This window comes from Flavobacterium sp. (assembly GCF_031381455.1).
Lineage (GTDB): Bacteria > Bacteroidota > Bacteroidia > Flavobacteriales > Flavobacteriaceae > Flavobacterium.
Map to the genome: position 1 here is coordinate 224,785 of NZ_JANMXZ010000008.1, position 20,085 is coordinate 244,869.

At 33.9% G+C, this 20,085-nt stretch carries 19 protein-coding genes; 7 read left to right on the forward strand and 12 right to left on the reverse strand.

Going from position 1 to position 20,085, the window contains the following annotated elements; genetic code table 11:
- Window positions 1–51 precede the first annotated feature (51 nt).
- The 4 genes from RMN97_RS02690 to RMN97_RS02705 all read right to left on the reverse strand — a co-directional run bounded on the left by RMN97_RS02690 (window position 52) and on the right by RMN97_RS02705 (window position 4,108).
- Window positions 52–1,275 carry a porin gene (locus RMN97_RS02690; RefSeq protein WP_309612986.1) on the reverse strand — a complete coding sequence of 408 codons (1,224 nt, stop codon included), beginning with the start codon at window positions 1,273–1,275 and terminating at the stop codon, window positions 52–54.
- Window positions 1,276–1,374: 99 nt separating this feature from the next.
- Window positions 1,375–1,698: a hypothetical protein gene (locus RMN97_RS02695; RefSeq protein WP_309612987.1), complete on the reverse strand. Its 324-nt coding sequence runs from the start codon at window positions 1,696–1,698 to the stop codon at window positions 1,375–1,377.
- Window positions 1,699–2,057: 359 nt separating this feature from the next.
- Window positions 2,058–3,383: an inorganic phosphate transporter gene (locus RMN97_RS02700; RefSeq protein WP_309612988.1), complete on the reverse strand. Its 1,326-nt coding sequence runs from the start codon at window positions 3,381–3,383 to the stop codon at window positions 2,058–2,060.
- A gap of 83 nt (window positions 3,384–3,466) precedes the next feature.
- A complete protein-coding gene (locus RMN97_RS02705) occupies window positions 3,467–4,108 on the reverse strand; it encodes a DUF47 family protein (protein WP_309612989.1) in 642 nt (213 codons plus the stop codon).
- A 166-nt stretch (window positions 4,109–4,274) separates the two neighbouring features.
- Between RMN97_RS02705 and RMN97_RS02710 the strand changes: the two genes are divergently transcribed.
- The 3 genes from RMN97_RS02710 (at window position 4,275) to RMN97_RS02720 (ending at window position 8,102) form a co-directional block, all read left to right on the forward strand.
- Window positions 4,275–5,903, forward strand: coding sequence for a carboxyl transferase domain-containing protein (locus RMN97_RS02710; RefSeq protein ID WP_309612990.1), 1,629 nt, complete (start codon window positions 4,275–4,277; stop codon window positions 5,901–5,903).
- 56 nt (window positions 5,904–5,959) lie between these two features.
- Window positions 5,960–7,606 carry a M1 family metallopeptidase gene (locus RMN97_RS02715; RefSeq protein ID WP_309612991.1) on the forward strand — a complete coding sequence of 549 codons (1,647 nt, stop codon included), beginning with the start codon at window positions 5,960–5,962 and terminating at the stop codon, window positions 7,604–7,606.
- 70 nt (window positions 7,607–7,676) lie between these two features.
- Window positions 7,677–8,102 (forward strand): DoxX family protein, encoded by a 426-nt coding sequence (locus RMN97_RS02720; protein WP_309612992.1) that lies wholly within the window; start codon window positions 7,677–7,679, stop codon window positions 8,100–8,102.
- A gap of 53 nt (window positions 8,103–8,155) precedes the next feature.
- Here RMN97_RS02720 and RMN97_RS02725 read toward each other — a convergent pair whose 3' ends face one another.
- Window positions 8,156–9,196: an AMP-binding protein gene (locus RMN97_RS02725; protein WP_309612993.1), complete on the reverse strand. Its 1,041-nt coding sequence runs from the start codon at window positions 9,194–9,196 to the stop codon at window positions 8,156–8,158.
- Window positions 9,189–10,145 (reverse strand): CPBP family intramembrane glutamic endopeptidase, encoded by a 957-nt coding sequence (locus RMN97_RS02730; protein WP_309612994.1) that lies wholly within the window; start codon window positions 10,143–10,145, stop codon window positions 9,189–9,191. Before RMN97_RS02730 ends, RMN97_RS02725 begins: the two co-directional genes overlap by 8 nt.
- A 63-nt stretch (window positions 10,146–10,208) precedes the next feature.
- Between RMN97_RS02730 and RMN97_RS02735 the strand changes: the two genes are divergently transcribed.
- Entirely contained in the window at window positions 10,209–10,550 is a 342-nt protein-coding gene (locus RMN97_RS02735; RefSeq protein ID WP_309612995.1) for an ArsC/Spx/MgsR family protein, read from the forward strand.
- A gap of 65 nt (window positions 10,551–10,615) precedes the next feature.
- A complete protein-coding gene (locus tag RMN97_RS02740) occupies window positions 10,616–13,072 on the forward strand; it encodes a TonB-dependent receptor domain-containing protein (RefSeq protein WP_309612996.1) in 2,457 nt (818 codons plus the stop codon).
- A 55-nt stretch (window positions 13,073–13,127) separates the two neighbouring features.
- On the opposite strand, the gene RMN97_RS02745 is transcribed toward RMN97_RS02740, so the two are convergent.
- Window positions 13,128–13,301, reverse strand: coding sequence for a hypothetical protein (locus RMN97_RS02745; protein ID WP_309612997.1), 174 nt, complete (start codon window positions 13,299–13,301; stop codon window positions 13,128–13,130).
- A gap of 288 nt (window positions 13,302–13,589) precedes the next feature.
- Here RMN97_RS02745 and fumC point away from each other — a divergent pair, with 288 nt between their 5' ends.
- Window positions 13,590–14,987 carry a class II fumarate hydratase gene (gene fumC, locus RMN97_RS02750; protein ID WP_309612998.1) on the forward strand — a complete coding sequence of 466 codons (1,398 nt, stop codon included), beginning with the start codon at window positions 13,590–13,592 and terminating at the stop codon, window positions 14,985–14,987.
- 179 nt (window positions 14,988–15,166) lie between these two features.
- Here the strand turns inward: fumC and RMN97_RS02755 are convergent, their stop codons facing one another.
- The 4 genes from RMN97_RS02755 to RMN97_RS02770 form a co-directional block, all read right to left on the reverse strand.
- Entirely contained in the window at window positions 15,167–15,667 is a 501-nt protein-coding gene (locus RMN97_RS02755) for a CAP domain-containing protein (RefSeq protein ID WP_309612999.1), read from the reverse strand.
- Window positions 15,668–15,990: 323 nt separating this feature from the next.
- Window positions 15,991–16,644, reverse strand: coding sequence for a pyridoxamine 5'-phosphate oxidase (pdxH, locus tag RMN97_RS02760; RefSeq protein ID WP_309613000.1), 654 nt, complete (start codon window positions 16,642–16,644; stop codon window positions 15,991–15,993).
- A gap of 54 nt (window positions 16,645–16,698) precedes the next feature.
- Window positions 16,699–17,604, reverse strand: a complete 906-nt coding sequence (locus RMN97_RS02765; RefSeq protein ID WP_309613001.1) for a ribonuclease Z — start codon at window positions 17,602–17,604, stop codon at window positions 16,699–16,701.
- 7 nt (window positions 17,605–17,611) lie between these two features.
- The gene (locus tag RMN97_RS02770) at window positions 17,612–17,944 is read right to left on the reverse strand and encodes a ribonuclease Z (protein ID WP_309613002.1); all 333 of its coding nucleotides are present in this window, start codon (window positions 17,942–17,944) and stop codon (window positions 17,612–17,614) included.
- Window positions 17,945–18,240: 296 nt separating this feature from the next.
- On the opposite strand from RMN97_RS02770, the gene RMN97_RS02775 reads away from it, so the two are divergent.
- Window positions 18,241–18,606, forward strand: a complete 366-nt coding sequence (locus RMN97_RS02775) for a hypothetical protein (protein WP_309613003.1) — start codon at window positions 18,241–18,243, stop codon at window positions 18,604–18,606.
- Window positions 18,607–18,699: 93 nt separating this feature from the next.
- Here RMN97_RS02775 and RMN97_RS02780 read toward each other — a convergent pair whose 3' ends face one another.
- The gene (locus RMN97_RS02780) at window positions 18,700–20,028 is read right to left on the reverse strand and encodes a tetratricopeptide repeat protein (protein WP_309613004.1); all 1,329 of its coding nucleotides are present in this window, start codon (window positions 20,026–20,028) and stop codon (window positions 18,700–18,702) included.
- Window positions 20,029–20,085: the final 57 nt, after the last annotated feature.

Below are 20,085 nucleotides of genomic sequence, written 5' to 3' on the forward strand. Positions count from 1 at the left end.
CATAAAAGTAAAGAATAAAGTGTTCAACAGTTGTTAAGTATGCGATAAAAGTTAAATTCCTATTTCAACTTGAAAACGCAGGTACCAATTATTTTTTGAAGTTCCGTTAAAAAAATCTAAAGTATCATAATTCAATTCCGCCTGAACTTTAAATGCGTGTTCCCAAATGTATTTGGTAACGCCAATACTATACTCTTTGGTATTTGGCGCCAAAGTATGAATATCTTCACCGACTTTTTGAATAGAATATCTGGCGATAAATTCATAATTAGCTTTAGTAATATAACTCGCTTGGTAATCAAATCCTTTACCTACAAAGGCATAATTGCTTTCGGTAATATCATCCGGATTAAAAGTTACGGCGTTTTCATTAGTAGTTCTCGACATATAACTCATCATCGCTGCCCAACCATTGTACTTAAACATCGCATCTAATAAAACGGACTTCATTGTTCTTCTTTCAAATAAATCATTACCCAATTGCCCTTGTGCCCGCTGCGCATGATTGTTTTGTTGAAAAGCACCCGATACTAATAATTTTGGTTTTTTCTCGCGCATAATATCGCCTTCAAAGTAAGTTCCGTCTTTTGTAAAAGCACCTAGCGGAAACAATTCAACTTTTCCTGTAACGGCAATTCCATCATCAGCTTTACCGGTTTGGTTTCTTCCTTCTCCGCCGGAAAGTGCGGTTTTGAAATTATACGAAAATTTGTCTTTGAACTCATTCAAATTATGAACTTGAAAACCAAAATCTCTGTCGATAGTAAATTTTGCGTTGTTGATTGTTCTGTCTGTTAATTGCAAACCGCCTGAAGAATTAACGCGTTGGCGATTTCCCGGTAATTTGGTTTGACCAAAGCTGATGTTCCAATGTTTATTCGGACGGTAAAACACTACCGCATCTCTAATAATATTAATGTTTTCGCCATCTTTTATTTCGCCTACATCGCCAGGCGCAAATGACAATTGCAATGCATAAAGGAATTTTGGATTCCCAACATAACCATCAAAACGCAAACGCAAACGACGCACTTGTCCATCATACGCTCCGTTTTCACTATCATTTTCAATATAGGAGACTCGATTTTGCATTCTGAAACGAATGTTCAATTGGAATAAACTATCCGGAGAAGTTAACCCTATTCCTTTACCAAAACTGTAATAAGGTAAAGCCGATAATTTTATATCATTATCATGTTTGGTTTGCTTAATGGTTACTTGAGAATAAATAGAAACGGTACATAGCAACAATAATAATTGCAAAGAATTTTTCATTTTTGATTTGTATGTTGTGTTACCCACAAATGTAAGAAATCTGAATTAGTAATAAAATAAAAAACCGACAGCACAACTATCGGTTATATTTCAGAAATATTATTTTTTCTTTTTAGACTTAGATTTCTTCTTAGCCTTTTCTTTCTTTTTAGCTTTGGCCTTTTTTGCTTTCTCTTTTGCTTTAGCTTTTTTCTTTTTTTCCTTATCCTTAGCTTTTTGCTTCTCTTTTTTAGCCTTTTCTTTTTTCTTAGCTTTTTCTTTTTTTTGTTTTTCTTTTGCTTTTGCTTTCTTAGCTTTTTCTTTGTCCGAATCTTTCATAGTTTCTACATTTTCTTCAATGGAAGGCGTAGATTTTTCTACAATTGCCTCCGGTTTAACTTCATTTGTTACTGCTGGTTTTGCAGTTCTGGTTCTGGTACGCATCGGTTTGGGTTTAACTTCAACTGTAGGTACTTCTGGTTTTAAATCGGTGTCCGCTGCAGTTATTGATTGATCACTATTTCCATTAGGAGTTGTGTTTTTGTTTGCAATCGCTCTTCTCTTTATCATAATATTATTTGGTTTATTTAAACTTTACGTTAATTAAATGTAAAATTGATAATAACAAATGTACCATTTAAACTAATTCGCCTATGTTAAGTTTTCATTTTGACAGAAAACTTAACATTGGAAACTGATTAAGCCTTGTTGTCAAAAGGATTAAGAAAATCTTTGAAAAAAATTGCACAAAAAAACTCCTAATAAAGAATCAATAGGAGTTTAGTTTTAAAAAAGTTATTTATCTATATAAAAATCTTCAAAAAATAATATACTAAAGCGGCTAATACTGCTGAAACCGGAATAGTCAAAACCCATGCCCAAAGAAGCTTAACAGTAACTCCCCATCGAACTGCGGAAACTCTTTTGGTCACACCTACTCCAATAATAGAACCTGTGATAGTATGTGTAGTTGAAACTGGAATTTTAAAATGTTCTGTTGAAAATAAGGTTAAAGCACCGGCAGATTCTGCAATCACACCTTCAAAAGCAGTTACTTTAGTGATTTTGGAACCCATTGTTTTAACAATTTTCCATCCACCACTTAAAGTTCCTAACGCAATTACGGTATAACAGGTTAACGGAATCCAACTAGGCATTACACCATCCACATGTACACCATCTTTCTCTGAAGGCAATACAACGTTTAAGTCTAACCAACCAGCAGACAAGTCAATGTTTGGGTTGGATTTGATATATACTGCGACCGCAGCTGCTATAATACCCATTACTTTTTGAGAATCATTTCCACCATGTCCTAAACTAAAAGCTGCTGAAGATAACAACTGCATTTTCTTTAAAACTTTTTCGGCTTTAGCAGTGGAAAAACTACTGAAAAACAAATTAAAAATCGCCAAGCTAAAGAAAATTAGAGCAACCAAGAACCATTTAATATTAGAAGGTTCACTGACGAAATACCATAATTTATTATGGAACAAAGCTTTTTCAGGCTCGATATCAAATTTTAAAACACTGTATAAAAACCAACTAACTAAGAGCATTAATACAACTGTCATCACTTTTGGCCAAACACTTTTTTTGGAAGAATACATTAACCAAAGTGAAATAAAATAGGAAATCAACATTCCTAACAATGGTGCAAATACTATAAATAAGATTACTATAAAAACACCCGATGGCAATAGTTCCCCTTCTTTGGCATCTTTAATCCAGTTTACAATTTTAAATCCGGCATGTTCAGGGTCGGTGACATCACGAAAACCGTGTGCAATAGCTGCTCCGGCAAATCCTCCAATTAATGTATGTGATGATGATGATGGAATTCCTTTCCACCACGTGAGAAGATTCCAAATTATAGCTGCAATGACACCAGCCAAGATAACCGTTAAATCAATGCTACTGGTATGAGCTGTTTTGGCTACCGTATCGGCCACTCCAAAACCAAAAACCCAATACGCCATGAAGTTGAAAAGTGCAGCCCAAAGTACGGCCTGGAATGGCGTCAGTACTTTGGTCGCAACAATGGTAGCAATAGAGTTTGCTGCATCGTGAAAACCATTAATGTAATCGAATATTAAGGCAAGAACAATAATTACAATTAGTAAAGTCATATGAATAGTGTTCAGTGCTCAGTTTTTAGTGTTCAATAGTGTCATTTAGAATGCTAACTGACCACTATAAACTGACCACTGGTTTAAGAGTGTTTTACTGAAATTTGTTCCATTACATTCGAAACGGTTTTACATTTATCAGATGCCATTTCCAATGCAGAAAGCACTTCTTTGTATTTGATAACGTTTTTTGCGTCGGTTTCATTTTCAAAAATATCGGCTACTGCTTTATCAAATACTGAATCCGCTTTACTTTCTAATTTGTTGATTTTTTTGCAGGTATCTTTAATCGCCTTGTGATTCATCTCTTTCAATTCTTTGATACCAACACCAATTAATTGACAAGCTTCTAAGTTAATTTCCGTTAATTTACGGATTGATTTTGTGATTTTTTCTACTTGATACAAACGCATTCTACTAGCCGCACCATGCATGTTATCAGCAACATTATCCATAGCTTTTATCAACGAATGAATATCTTCTCTGTCAAAAGGTGTGATAAAATTTCTGCTTAATTCTAAATGTGTTTTATGAGTAATCTCTTCAATTTCGGCTTCTAGCTCTTCTATTTTTCTAAAATATTCTTCTCTCTCTGCCTTTGGAGCATTAACGGCTTCGTGAAGTGTTTCTGCCAATAAAATCAAACCTGCTGCAGCTTGTTCAAATAAAGGGAAGAATTTTTTATCCTTTGGAACTAAAAATTGGAAAATACTGTTTAAAGTCATTTTTGTTTCGTTTTTATAGTGCAAATGTATCCTTCTAATGTTAAGAGAATATTAACAAATAGAAAAAGCTTTTTTAATGTTATCAAATAAAATCAAATATACTACTTTATCTTATTGAAAACGATTTCGTATTTTAGCACCCATCAAACGCAGCCAAATATACACTATGGATATCAACTTCAATAAAAACGAAGATCACAACAAACTTTTATTAGCCAATTTAAAAAATAATTTTGCCAAAGTAAAATTGGGTGGAGGAACTAAACGCATTGAAAAACTGCACGCCGAGGGTAAAATGACAGCACGTGAACGCATCGATTATTTGCTTGACACGAAAGCCAAAAGCATCGAAATTGGGGCTTTTGTTGGTGATGGAATGTATGTCGAACATGGTGGTTGTCCTTCTGGTGGCGTGGTGGTAAAAATGGGTTACATCAAAGGAAAACAATCTATTGTTGTTGCCAATGATGCTACCGTAAAAGCCGGTGCTTGGTTTCCTATTACCGGAAAAAAGAATCTTCGTGCTCAAGAAATCGCCATGGAAAATCGCTTGCCAATAATTTATTTGGTTGATTCTGCCGGAGTGTATCTACCAATGCAGGATGAAATTTTTCCCGACAAAGAACATTTCGGACGCATATTCCGTAACAATGCCATCATGAGCAGTATGGGAATTACCCAAATTGCCGCTGTTATGGGAAGCTGTGTTGCCGGTGGTGCCTATCTTCCGATTATGAGTGACGAAGCGATGATTGTTGATAAGACTGGAAGTATTTTCCTTGCGGGAAGTTATTTGGTAAAAGCAGCCATTGGTGAAAACATAGACAATGAAACCCTTGGTGGAGCCACAACGCACTGTGAAATTTCAGGTGTTACCGATTATAAAGCTAAAGACGATAAAGACGCTTTAGACAGAATAAAAAGCATCGTTGGAAAAATTGGTGATTATGAAAAAGCAGGTTTCAACAGAGAAGCGTCTCAAAAACCAGCCTTGAAAGAAGAAGACATCTATGGAATAATTCCGAAATCAAGAACCGACCAATATGATATGATGGAAATCATTAAACGGTTGGTCGATAATTCTGAAATGGATATGTATAAACCCGATTACGGAAAATCTATAATTACTTGTTATGCCCGAATTGATGGTTGGGCTGTAGGAATTGTAGCTAACCAACGAACGGTTTCCAAAACCAAAAAAGGAGAAATCCAATTTGGTGGTGTGATTTATTCAGATTCTGCAGATAAAGCCACGCGATTTATTGCCAATTGTAATCAAAAGAAAATTCCATTGGTATTTGTGCAAGACGTTACCGGATTTATGGTTGGAAGCAAGTCTGAACATGGCGGAATCATTAAAGACGGAGCCAAAATGGTAAATGCGGTTTCTAATTCGGTTGTGCCAAAATTCACTGTGATTGTTGGAAATTCATACGGAGCAGGAAATTATGCCATGTGTGGAAAAGCGTATGACCCAAGATTAATATTCGCTTGGCCAAGTGCCGAACTTGCCGTTATGGGTGGAACACAAGCTGCAAAAGTATTGGCACAAATAGAAGCTTCCTCCTTAAAAGCCAAAGGAGAAACTGTAGACGAAAAAGTGGAACAAGAATTATTCGATAAAATTAAAGCGCGTTATGATGCACAAGTTTCTCCTTATTATGCAGCAGCACGACTTTGGACGGACGCTATTATTGATCCATTAGAAACCCGCACCTGGATTTCAATGGGAATCGAAGCAGCCAACCACTCGCCTATTGAAAAGAAATTTAATTTGGGTGTGATTCAGGTTTAATCGTAACAAAATTAAAATTAGTCGCACTAATATTTTAGATTTTTTATTTGTAAACTATGAAAAAAATACTTGTTCTAAGTTTTATCATTTGCAACTTCCAACTTCTTTCTGCACAAGAAAAAACAACACGTAAAGACTCGCTTCAAGGCGGACTGCGTCCGGAGCGAACTTGTTTTGATGTGCTTCGTTATAATTTGAACATCAAGATTAATCCAGAAGAGAAATCAGTAGTTGGATATAACAATATTACCTTTAAAGTAATCAATACTACTTCAAAAATACAATTGGATTTATTTGCAAACATGCAGATTGACAGTATTGTTTTCAACTCTAAAAAACTTAATTATAAAAGGGAATTCAATGCCGTTTTTATTGATTTTCCAACTACATTAATTAAAGGAACTGAAACACAAAATCTAACATTTTACTATTCCGGAAAACCTATTATTGCCAAAAATGCACCTTGGGATGGTGGTTTTGTTTTTACGAAAGATAAACAAGGAAAGCCATGGATTGGTGTCGCCTGTCAAGGAACCGGAGCTTCTTTATGGTATCCGGTAAAAGATTCACAGAGCGATGAACCCGATTTTGGTGCAACAATAAAAGTAGCAGTTCCAAATGGTTTGATGAATGTTTCCAACGGAAGATTTATGGGAAGCGTCCCGTTATTTGAAAACGGGATAAAAAATGGTTACACACGTTGGGATTGGGAAGTCAAAAATCCGATAAACACCTATTCAATAACAGTAAACATAGGCGACTACGTAAACATTCATAAAAACTACAAAGGCTTGGATTTAGATTACTATGTTTTACGTGAAAACGAAGCAGCAGCCCGAATGCATTTTGAAGAAGTTAAACCAATGATGGATTGCTTTCAGAGTAAGTTTGGCCCATATCCTTTTTCAGATGACGGATATAAATTGGTGGAAACACCTTATTTAGGTATGGAACATCAAAGTGCTGTGGCCTACGGCAATAAATATATAAAAGGTTATTTAGGGAACGATAGATCCGGAACTGGAATAGGGTTACTTTTTGACTATATTATTATTCACGAAAGTGGGCACGAATGGTTTGGCAACAGCGTTACATCCAAAGACATTGCTGATATGTGGATACACGAAGGTTTTACTTGTTACACTGAAAATGTTTATGTTGAATGTCAATATGGTTATGAAAAAGGACAACAATATGTAAACGGTTGCAAAAGAAATATTGATAATTTAAGTCCAATTATAGGCACTTATGGTGTAAATAAAGAAGGCTCTACAGATATGTATGAAAAAGGAGCACTGTTCTTAAATACCCTGAGACATATTGTAAACAATGATGAGAAATGGTGGAAAATACTATTGAAATATTCCGAAACATTCCGTCATAAAATAATTAATACCGAAACTGTTGTCAGTTTTTTTAATACCGAAACTGGAATGAATCTGACTCCTGTTTTTAATCAGTATTTAAGACACAAAAATATTCCTGAGTTATTGGTTTCAATGGATAAAAAAAGGCATCTTGTTTTGAAATGGAAAACAGATGAACCTAATTTTGTAATGCCTGTTGAAGTTGAAATCAATGGTAAAGTAACACGTATACTTGTAAGCAACAATAAAACCAAAACAAAAGAAAAAGTAAAATTGCCTTTTGGGAGCAAGAACTTTAACAGCAATAAATTTTATTTTTCGACTGCTGTTAAATAAAAAACTAAAAAAATAACTTTGTATCTTATTAAAAAATAGTAACTTAGACTGAATTTTAAACTTTGTTATTATGGATACTTCAGTAAAAGGTTTGAACAAATGGGCAAATGCTCACTCTACTTTTTGGTTCGACGCCATCAGAATTATTTTAGGCATTTTTTTAATTTACAAAGGCGGTTATTTCGTCAGTAATAGTCGCGGTTTTGAAGATTTAATTGGTCCCGTAAGTAATTTTATGGGTGGCATGTTAACTTTCCATTACATTGCGGCAGCTCATATTATGGGTGGTATTATGATTGTTTTCGGATTGTTGACACGTTGGGCATTAATAGCGCAATTGCCTATTCTTATTGGTGCCGTCTTACTAAATTTTATTGGAGATATGAATGTTGTCAACTTAATCATTTCGTTAGTGACATTGGCAGTAAGTATTTTTTACACCATTTATGGCAGCGGAAAACATTCAGCTGATTACTATTTTAAAATGGAAAAATAAGTTGTTTACTTTAAAGGAAAAAACGTCCCAATAAATAATTGGAACGTTTTTTTTTATTTCATTGTTTCTTTTCTTAAAATTTTTCCAGTTGTAGTTTCTTTAAACTTGGGTATAAAAATAAGCTCTTTTGGCTTTTCGTATTTATCCAAAGACTCATAAAGCGAATCATCAAGCTCATGTTTTTCGCCTTCGATAACTAACACCACTTTTTCTCCTAATTCATTATCCGGTTTTGACGCAATAAAAAAACGTTGTTGAATTTTACTGGCTAGCTTCTCTTCTATTTGTTCTGGAATTAATTTGATTCCGCCACTATTGATAACATTATCCATTCTACCTAGGAAAATAAATTGATTTTCATTTACTAATTCAACAATATCATTAGTCATGATAACTTCTGGAGATATCCTTGGAGCGTGGATAACCAAGCAATTTCTATCGTCATACGAAATCGTAACGTGAGGCAGCACTGTAAATGCTTTTTCTCCCAACTTTCTGGCGGCTATATGAGTAATAGTTTCCGTCATACCGTAGGTTTCATATACTTCGATTGGCAATTTTAATAGTTGCTTTTCCAGTGCTTTATTTACGGCTGCACCGCCAATAATCATCTTTTTTACTTTTTTTAATTCATCTATTGAATTTTGCGCCTGCAAGGGAACCATCGCTACAAAATCAAAATCAATTTCGTTATTGTCTAATGGATGTGAACTTGGAGCCACAAACTCTAATTCGAGTCCTAAAATCATAGCTCGAACCAACATCATTTTGCCTGCTACGTATTTTATAGGCAAACATTGCAGTGCTTTATTGCCTGGTTCCAATTCGAAAAAATCGCCAGTAGCCAATGCTGAATCTACCATCGCTTGTTTATGGACAGAAATTGTTTTTGGCACTCCGGTTGTTCCCGAAGTTTCCATTTCAATAAAATTTTTACTATCAAACCAGTCTAATAAAAAATCACCTACCGGTTTTTCAAAATCTTCTCCTTCTTTGATAAAACTATACGCCACACGACATAAATCTTCTCTATCCAGATGAAATCCATTCAACTTGAACAAATTATGTACATTTTCGTAGGTTGGACTATTCATGATTTTCAGTATTTTGTATTAGTTCTATAACTTCAATTATAATTGTTCCGGTAAGTTTTTCTTTCCAATTGGTCCAATTATATTTTTTACTAAAGATATATAATAGTAGTGGAAAAATAATAAAGATTGGTACCAAAATTTCAAATCCAGCTGACGGTTCAGAAACATCTTTAAAAATAGAATTCGTTTGAAAAGCTGACCAATCGGAAGTAATCAATAAAGCGCCAACTAGGTTATTCGCTGCATGAAAACCAAGTGCTAATTCCATTCCTTCATCCATTAGCGTGATAATTCCGAGAAAAAAACCTGTTCCAATATAATATACCAAAACAATATAGCCCAACTTTTGTACTTCTGGATTAGCGATGTGCATCGTTCCAAAAATAACCGAAGTCAACAACAACGGAAACCATCTGTTTTTGGCCAAGACCGCAAATCCTTGCATCAAATAACCTCTAAACACATATTCTTCTGTACTAGTTTGAATAGGAATTAAAGCAATTCCAATAACAGCCAAAATTAAAAATGGAATCGGTTTGAAATTTAAAACAAAAGAATCCGGATTGGTGTAGTACATTAGCAATGTTGAACCTACCGTAAAAATTCCCCAAAGTGAAAACGAAAAAAATATTCTTTTAAAATCCACTTTTTCTCTAGAAGTAGTAATAGATAAGAGAGTTTGCTTGTGAAGATACTTCACTATTAAAATAATGGCAAAGAAGGCCACTACAAATGAAATCAATAACAGAAATAGGGTTGTGTTTAATGATAAAAAAGTCATTATATCAGTTTCTGTCTTTGGGAAAGGCTTCCCTGTTTTGAATGATTTAATCAGAACAGCAATAACCAGTGGCAATTGACCAATGGCTGAAGCGACAAAAATTATAAGTGATCCAACTAAATACATCCAAAATTTATTTGTTGGCAAAAATCCTTCTTCTAAAAACATAGCTTTTTTTGTTTCGCCTAAATTAACTTTTTTCTATTAAAATATATTACATTGTAAAAAAAAATGTTGCAAATACTTCATAATGCACGATGCGGAAAATCAAGAGACTGCTTGGCATTCATAACAGAATCCAAACAGCATTTTGAAATCATCAATTATTTGGAAAACCCATTAAATGTTGACGAACTTAAAGCACTGATTAAAAAACTGAAAATCAAGCCCATTGAATTAGTTCGTCAAAAAGAAACAATATGGATTGATAAGTATAAAGGTAAATCGCTAACTGATCCTGATATCATAAAGGCATTAGCCAAACACCCTATTTTAATTGAAAGGCCAATAGTTATTGATGGAGATAAAGCCATAATTGGTAGAGAACTTACCAAATTGAAAGACTTTATTTAACAAACCGTTGGGACACGTTTAAAATGCTAAAATGTAATTTTGCCTCGAAAGTTGAAAAATTATCTATGAGAAAGTTACAGTATCTTTTATCCGCTCTTGTATTACTACTATCTATTACGGTCTTCGGACAAGAAAGGCCTGAACGTACTAAAATTGCTATCACAGGAAAAATCATCGAAAAGACAAGTAAACTCCCGCTTGAATACGCTACCATAACTTTAAAAAACAATAAAAACCCAAAGTTGATTTTTGGTGGAATTACCGATAATAAAGGTGATTATTCTATAGATGTTGTGCCAGGAATTTATGATGTCACTTTAGAATTTATTTCTTTTAAACCAACAACCATTAGTCAAAAACAACTGACACAAGCTACAAATTTGGGAACAATAGTTTTAGAAGAAGATGCAACCCAACTTAACGAAGTAGTTGTTCGCGCAGAAAAATCTACTGTTGAAATAAAACTCGATAAAAAAGTATACAACGTTGGTCAGGATATGATGGTAAAAGGCGGAACTGCTAGTGATGTATTAGATAATGTGCCTTCGGTTACTGTTGACGCTGAAGGAAATGTAGCTTTACGAGGCAATGATAATGTAAAAGTACTTATTGACGGAAGACCATCAAATGCTATTAGTATTGCTGATGCACTCAAATCGATACCAGCTGATGCACTAGATAAAGTAGAAGTAATCACCAATCCATCTGCACGTTATGATGCTGAAGGTGGTGGTGGAATTATAAATATTGTGCTAAGAAAAGGTAAAAATATTGGTTTAAACGGAACAGTCATTGCTAACGCTGGCGATCCTGAAACCTATGGATTAACTGGAACTGTAAATTATAAAACAAAAGAATTTAACTTGTTCACTACGCAAGGATATAACTATCGAAATAATCCGGGGAATGCATTTACTGATTCAAGATATTTGAACTCAGATAATTCTACCAGAGATTTTATGAATGAAACAAGAGAGAATGAACGATTGAGCAAATCATATAACGCAAATATTGGAGTGGATTGGTTTTTAAACGAATCAACTACTTGGACCAATATTTTTAATTACAGAAGAAGCAACGGTGATAATCGTGACAATGTTTTCCAAAACTATTATGACGTAAACTATGATTATACGTATACCAGAAACAGAATAAACGAAGAAGATAGTAAAAGTAAAAATGTAGAATTCAATACCAACTTAACTAAAAACTTCAAAAAAGAAGGTCATAAATTAACTATAGATGGTTCATTTTCTTCTAATGCAGATAAAAATTTAGCTCAAATTACGGATACGTCTACCGCAAACAGCACAATAGGCATTGATGAAACTGTAAATAATCAAACGCAAAGCAGAAATACTATACAAGCAGATTATGTATTGCCACTCAGAAAAGGAAGCCAGTTTGAATTAGGGTATCGTGGCAATTTTTTGGTAAATACAACTAATTATGCTGTTGACAGAAATGGTGTTCCGTTTCCTAACTTCACCAATACATTAGAATATAAAGAAAATGTAAACTCGCTTTATACACAGTACGGATTCAAAATTAAAAAATTTTCAACGCTATTAGGACTTCGTTGCGAAGATTCAGATATTGATGTAAACCAATTAGCTACAAACGATTTTACGAATAAAAAATACAACAACTTCTTCCCAAGTGCTATCTTTAATTATGAAATCGACGATAGAAGCACTGCATCATTAAGCTATAGCCGCAGAATTCAAAGACCAAGAGGAAGACAGTTGAATCCGTTTAACAACTTATCGAGCAACGTAAATATTTTTATCGGAAATCCCGATTTAGATCCGGCGTTTACTGATGCAATTGATTTAGGTTATTTAAAACGTTGGAACAAACTTACTTTCAATACTTCTTTGTATGTAAATAAAACAACTGATGTTTTCCAACAAGTAAGAAGAGAAACAGGAACGTTTGAAAACGGAGTTCCAGTTATTATTTCGTCTCCAATTAATTTAGCAACAGAATACAGAAGCGGATTTGAATTTACCTTGAACTATTCTCCATACAAATGGTGGAAATTAAACAGCAACTTCAATTTCTTCTACATACAAACCGATGGTGATTATACTTATAGTGACTTTACAGGCAATCCTGTTGTTCAGGATTTTGATTATAAAACTACTTCCTGGTTTACTCGTTTGACTTCTAAAATTAGTTTACCATACAAAATTGATTGGCAAACTAACATGACGTATAATGGTGAGCAAAAAAACAATCAGGGAAGCACTTTGGGTAATTTTAGTATGAATTTAGCATTGAGCAAAGATGTTTTTAAAGACAAAGGAACTGTTGCCTTTAATGTCAGCGACGTATTCAATTCGAGAAAAAGAATTATGGACACTTATCTTTCCGGTATTGTAAATTCACATAGTGAAATGCAATGGAGACAACGACAAGTCAATCTTTCGTTTACTTATAGATTTAATGTTCAGAAAAATGAAAAAGATAAAAGACCAAAAGGCAACCAACAGGAGGATAACGGCGATTTTCCTGGATAATAATAAAGAAAAAAGCCCCGAAATTCGGGGCTTTTTCAAAAACAAAAACTTAAAATTAAGCTGTTTGTTCTGCGTTTCTTTTTGCTTTTCTTTCTTGCAACAATTCTTTAACACCTCCATAAATCCAATAAGGAACAACGAAAGTTATTAAAAACATCATCAACCAAAAACCAATGGTTAAAATGGTTAAGAAAGCTAAGAAACCTAAATACTGTGAAAATTCAAACATGTTTTCCGGAATTTTTTTGAATTATAAGCAAATGTAAGCGGAATATTTAAGCTATGCAAAAACAAAATCAATTTTTATTAAATAGTTTTTATGCGTAATTTTGCGTAGCTTTTTTTAGAAGCTGTTTCCCGCTATTCGTTTCAATCTGTCATTGCGAGGAACGAAGACACCCGAGCGTAGCGAACTGAGCGCAGCTAATCTCATCATGATTGTTTTTCGCAATGTCAGGATTTCCACTACTATCGGGGCTAAAAAACCATAAACGATAAACCATAAACTAAAAACACAATGGAATACAGAATAGAAAAAGACACAATGGGTGAAGTTAAAGTTCCTGCCGACAACTATTGGGGAGCACAAACCGAACGTTCTAGAAATAATTTTAAAATTGGTCCATCTGCATCAATGCCAAAAGAAATCATAGAAGGTTTCGCCTATCTAAAAAAAGCTGCTGCTTATGCCAATTGTGATTTAGGTGTTTTATCAACCGAAAAACGTGACGCCATAGCAGCCGTTTGCGACGAAATCTTGGTCGGAAAATTAGTTGATGAATTTCCATTGGTTATTTGGCAAACTGGTTCTGGAACTCAAAGCAATATGAATGTGAATGAAGTTATTGCCAATCGCGCACAAGTTTTAGCCGGATTTAAAATTGGCGAAGGCGAACAACTGGTAAAAGCAAATGACGATGTAAACAAATCACAATCATCAAACGATACGTTCCCAACAGGAATGCACATTGCTTGCTATAAAGCTGCTGTAGAAGTAACAATTCCCGGAGTTGAAAAACTGCGCGATACGTTAGATGCAAAAGCAAAGGAATTCATTAATGTTGTAAAAATTGGAAGAACACATTTAATGGATGCCACTCCTTTGACTCTTGGTCAAGAAATTTCGGGTTATGTTGCCCAATTAAACTACGGAATAAAAGCATTAAAAAATACATTGTCACATTTATCCGAAGTTGCTCTTGGAGGAACTGCCGTTGGCACCGGATTAAATACACCAGCGGGTTATGATGTGAAAGTAGCGGAATATATTGCCAAATTTACCGGCCATCCTTTTGTAACGGCTCCAAATAAGTTTGAAGCTTTGGCTTCACACGACGCTATTGTTGAAGCTCACGGTGCTTTGAAACAATTGGCAGTTTCGTTAAATAAAATTGCAAATGATGTTAGAATGCTAGCTTCGGGTCCACGTTCCGGAATTGGTGAAATTATAATTCCAGAAAACGAACCGGGTTCATCCATTATGCCGGGTAAAGTGAATCCAACGCAATGCGAAGCTTTGACCATGGTTTGTGCTCAGGTTATGGGTAACGATGTGGCGATTTCTGTTGGTGGAATGCAAGGTCATTATGAATTGAATGTTTTCAAACCGGTAATGGCTGCGAACTTTTTACAATCGGCACGATTACTTGGCGATGCCTGTGTTTCTTTTGAAGAACATTGCGCCAGCGGAATCGAACCAAATCATAAACGTATCAAAGAATTAGTTGATAATTCATTAATGCTTGTAACCGCTTTAAATACTAAAATAGGGTATTATAAATCGGCTGAAATTGCTCAAACAGCACATAAAAACGGAACAACTTTGAAAGAAGAAGCTGTTCGATTGGGTTATGTATCTGCAGAAGATTTTGATGCTTGGGTAAAACCGGAAGATATGGTGGGAAGTTTGAAGTAACTTTAAACCATATAGAAATATAGATTTTGAAACTTAACAAGAAGCTTTGCTTTAGTATAGAATAATCATTCTTATTTTCTATGAATCTATGTGGTAAAAATTAAAGTTTTAAATAAAAAAAATCCCGATTTGCATCGGGATTTTTCGATCTGTCAAAATCAAACAAAACAATAATCAAACTATTTTTTCTTCATAAACATATTGGTGTAATATTTTTTTCCAGTTGTTTCGTCAACTGTAACCGATATACCCAAATGAGTGTAATCACCTTCGATGTTGTCTTTGTGAGCTGGGCTGTTTAACCAAGCACTCATAGCGCTTTCTGCGGTTTGGTAGTTGTAGGCAATGTTCTCGCCTACTCTATCTGCTCCCAATACTTGGATCAGATTGCTAGATCTTTGTTGGAAATAATCATGGTTTACAACAGAATTATCAATCATATAAATATTGTGCTCTTGTGATTTATAAGAGATGTGATTGATTACTTCAAGTGTATTCAATCCAATACTTGCACGATAATCATTGATAAGTTCAACAAGCCTTAACTCCGTTTCGTTGTAATTGTAGGTAGTTACAATTTTGTTGTCAGTTGAAGAACCTTCTGAAGAATCAGAAGAACAAGATACCATAGTGAACACGATTGCTAACGGCAACAATGCTCTAAACATTTTTGCTTTCATAGTAGTAGGTTAAGTTTTTAATAAAGTAGATGTGGGGCAAACACTTTATTCGATTAATATTGACAGTTCTTAATAAAGTAGATGTGGGGCAAACACTTTATATAATTTAATTTGAAAGAACGTATTGTTTTATTTCGTTAAACAATTCTACAACTTTTGACGTTTAAAGCACAAATAAAATCGATGAATTGCATAATTTTTATTTTACTATAGGTATTTTTCCTACTTTAATGCGTTTCGTCGATACTTATTTTATCCGTTCATTAAACTAAAAAACCACTCTTGCGAGTGGTTCAGTTACTATTGAATAGTAGTACTACAATTTAAGGAGAAAGTCTATCAATCTTCCAATTGAAATCGTCTTGGAGTTTGTACCTAATTCTATCGTGCAATCGATTTGGTCTTCCTTGCCAGAATTCCAATTCTATTGGTCGAACTAAAAAACCGCCCCAATATTCCGGACGTGGAATTTCTCTTCCTTCATAAGTTGATTCCAGTTCTTTCAACTTATTATCTAAATAGTCTCTTGAGGGTATAACTTCGCTTTGCGGAGAAACTATAGCACCCAGTTTACTTCCGTCTGGTCGTGATTCAAAATAATTATCTGAAATGGTGCCCGAGGTTTTCTCTGCTATTCCTTTTATAATAACTTGTCTTTCCATACTATGCCAAAAGAAGGAGAGACAAATATTAGGATTGTTCAGGATGGCTTTCCCTTTCTCTGATGTGTAATTGGTATAAAATATAAAACCTTCCTCATTGAATTTTTTGAGTAAAACCACTCTCGATTTTGGAAAACCATCCAAACCAATAGTAGCAACAGTCATCGCATTGACCTCTCCCGAAGCGTCGGGACCACCAAAATCTTGGGTTTCATAAAACCATTTGTGGAATAAATTGATTGGATCTTCTGGAATCGTATTTTCCAGAAGCTGGCTTTTCTCATAGGACTTTCTATAATTGCTTAAGTCTTCCATTTTACTTTTATTTTACGCTACAAAATTAACACATTTCTTTTGGGCACACTTTTATTAAAATTCAAATGTTTTACCATCATCGGCAAGCAGCACATCTGAATACACTATTTCCGCTTCTTGTCTGAATAAATCAATCGAATCGTATCGTGTGCTGTAATGTCCTAAAATTAATTGTTTTACATTTGCTTTTGCAGCTATTGTTGCTGCTTGTTTCGCTGTGCTGTGCATTGTTTTCTCGGCTTTGTCAGCTTCCGATTCTAAAAATGTTGTTTCGTGATACAATACATCACAATTTTCAATTATGGAAATTATCGATTCATCATACATTGTGTCGCTACAAAATGCATAGCTTTTAGGTTGGATTGGATCAAAAGTAATTTCCGCATTTGGAATAACAGTGCCATCATCTAGCGTGATGTCTCTTCCGTTTTTAATTTTTTGATAATAACACGTATCTATTTTATATTCCTGAACAGCATCAACATTCAGTTTTCGGTCACCAATTTTTTCCTGGAACAAAAATCCATTGGTATATATTCTGTGTTTTAATGGAATAGTTTTCACGATAACCTTTTCATCTTCATAAACAACCTCGCTTTCTTTGGAATCCAATTCGTAAAAATATAAATTATAGCCAGTATAGGAATTAGAATAACGCAACTGAAGCAATATAATTTCCTTTATGCCTTTTGGTCCATACACATGCAAATCAGTTTGGCGATTAAGTAACATAAAAGTTGAAATCAAACCTACCAATCCATAAAAATGATCTCCATGTAAATGCGAAATAAAAATATGATTGATTTTGGAAAACTTAAGTTTGTTTTTACGCAACTGTACTTGCGTTCCTTCTCCGCAATCAATTAAGAACATTCGGTTTCTAATTTCCAACACTTGCGAAGTTGGATTAGTTATGGTTCGTGGAGTTGCTGCATAACAGCCAAGAATGGTTAATTTCATATAACTATTAAAATCCTAAATCGCGTTCAATTTCTTCCATTTCTATGATGTCATGAGCTTCTAAAATTGTGGGAACAAGCGTAATGCTTTTTGGAACAGCATTAAAATTTACACTATTGGTTACTAGTACTAATGACTTCTTTGCTTTGGCATGAATTTTAATCAAGTCGGTAAAAAGCTTTATATCATCCATAGTCAACGCTTTATCATGAGATAAATCAACTATAAGGTTTTGTGATTTAAAACTATTGTACTCGTGATGTAGCTTTTGATAAAACTCGGCTGTATTGCTTTGGGTGTTTCTAATAGTTGTGGTATGTCCTTTTTGTTCTACTTTCATTTTGGGAGACAAATATTATATTATGATGCTAATTTACTAAGATTTTGTCACTAATCATTGATTTGTTGCTGCGATAATCAATTTGATGATGTAGTTCATGGAAAATTATGGCTTTTCATCGGTGAAATACCTCTTTTTTTAACATTTCATAGACGAACTGCACAAAAAAACGCCCAAAACCCTTGAATTCATTGATTTTGTCGTTTAAACGAGTTTTGGGGTTAGTTATCGAAAATATTTTCAGGCTGAGAAGTGTTGCAGTAGTTTTGGTGAAGAAATAATAAAGAAACCAAATTATGACAACAGCTAATAACAATAGAACTCAAACAAACATCAAATTATTTGTTGCTTTCGCATTATTAGTATTATCATCTACTGGAGCATTTGCTCAAACAACTACTACTAGTGTTGTTGCAACTACTTCAACTGAGGTTTCTGTTTCTAACGAAGTGAAAATGGTTATCACTACTGATAAAGCTGTTGCTTCTACTACAATGGATTTCGCAGTTTGGTTTATGGGTTCAAAAAAAACTACAAATAACAATACATCAAACGGAACATTCAGCAAAAAACAATTGATTAACTCTGGTATCAATACAAACAGTGTGTTAATCAGATCTTTCTTGAAAAAAGTTTCTACTCAAGAAAACGGTGTTGCATAATTATTTTTTTAAATATATTTTGGTTAGTTTAGGAAATAAAAAGTCCCGATTAAAATCGGGACTTTTTTATGCTTCAACTTTGGTAATTATGTCTTATTGTTTTGCTTTTAATGCTTTGTATTTATCCGTCATTTCAAGTGCATTGTATACGCTTAATAAAGTTTTCTTTGCTGCATCATTATCGCCTTTCAATTCAACTGCTTTTTCAAGATATGGAAGCACTGATTTAAAATTTTTATTTCTTTCTGCTTTAATAACTTCATATCTTTTATTATCTTTTTCTGAAGTTCCCAATTTGTTCATTTCAGTAACAAATTTTTCGTCAGCTCTTAATAGCAATTCAGATAAATTAAGTAGTGCATTAAAATAATTTGGGTCTATTTCAATTGCTCTTTTATAATATTTTTCAGCGTCTTCAAGCTTATTAGCATTCGTACTAATAACTCCTAAATTATATACCAAATCCACATTAGTAGGATCTTTTTGCAATGCTTCATTCACTAAACGAGTATACGTTTCATAATCTTTAATTTGCAAATACAATTCAGCTTCAGTTAAAATCAAACCGCTGTCTTCCGGATTGGCTTTTCTTGCTTCAGCAACTGCTGCTCTAGCTTCATCAACTTTTCCTTTTTGAACAAGAATCAATGCAATATTTTTATAAACTACACCTGCTTTTGAAGGTATTTTCTCTTCTCTAGGCTTTGTATGCGAACCGGCTTTTATGGCTAAATCACGTAAGTTTTTGTTATCACCAAAATTTTCTTCTACTTTAGAAGTAGTATTGAAAGCAAAATAAATGCTTCTTTCTCCTGTATATTTCAGTCTTTTTAATTCATAATAATATTCTAATGCTGTATCTAAATCTTCAGCATTAGCTGAATAACTTGCTGCATAAAATAAATTATCTTGATCACTTTTGTCTAATTGATAAGCTCCATAAAGAACTTCAGAAGCTAGCTTATATTGCTTTGCATCTGCAAGTGCAATAGCAACGTCTATAAAAGTAGGTTTAAAAGCAGCGATTGTTTCTTTAATATCGTCTGTATATACTTTTTTACTTGACTTTTTCTCATAATCTAAAGTAGCATTCAAACCAACTGCCAAATCTGAAATTGCTTTTGGAGTTACTAATTTTGCATAAGCCATTTGAAGTTGCTGTGGCGTCATTGTTTTATCAATAGCATTGGATTCTAAAACTGGCACCATTGCTTTATAAAATGCTGCATAAATTTTATCGCCTTCTTCTGTTGCAAGTGGTTCAACTTTGTTTACTAAAGCTTTGTATTCAGTTAAATCATTCCCTTTAATTTCTTCTTTTTCATAAATCTTTTTCAATTTTTTTAACTCCTCTTTTTGTGCAAAAGACGAAACAGAAACTAATATTGCCGAAGCCAGTATAATGTGTTTGATTTTACTCATGACTTTTATTATTTGTTTTTAATTTGAATTCGTGAATCTACGATTTCATTGTTTTTA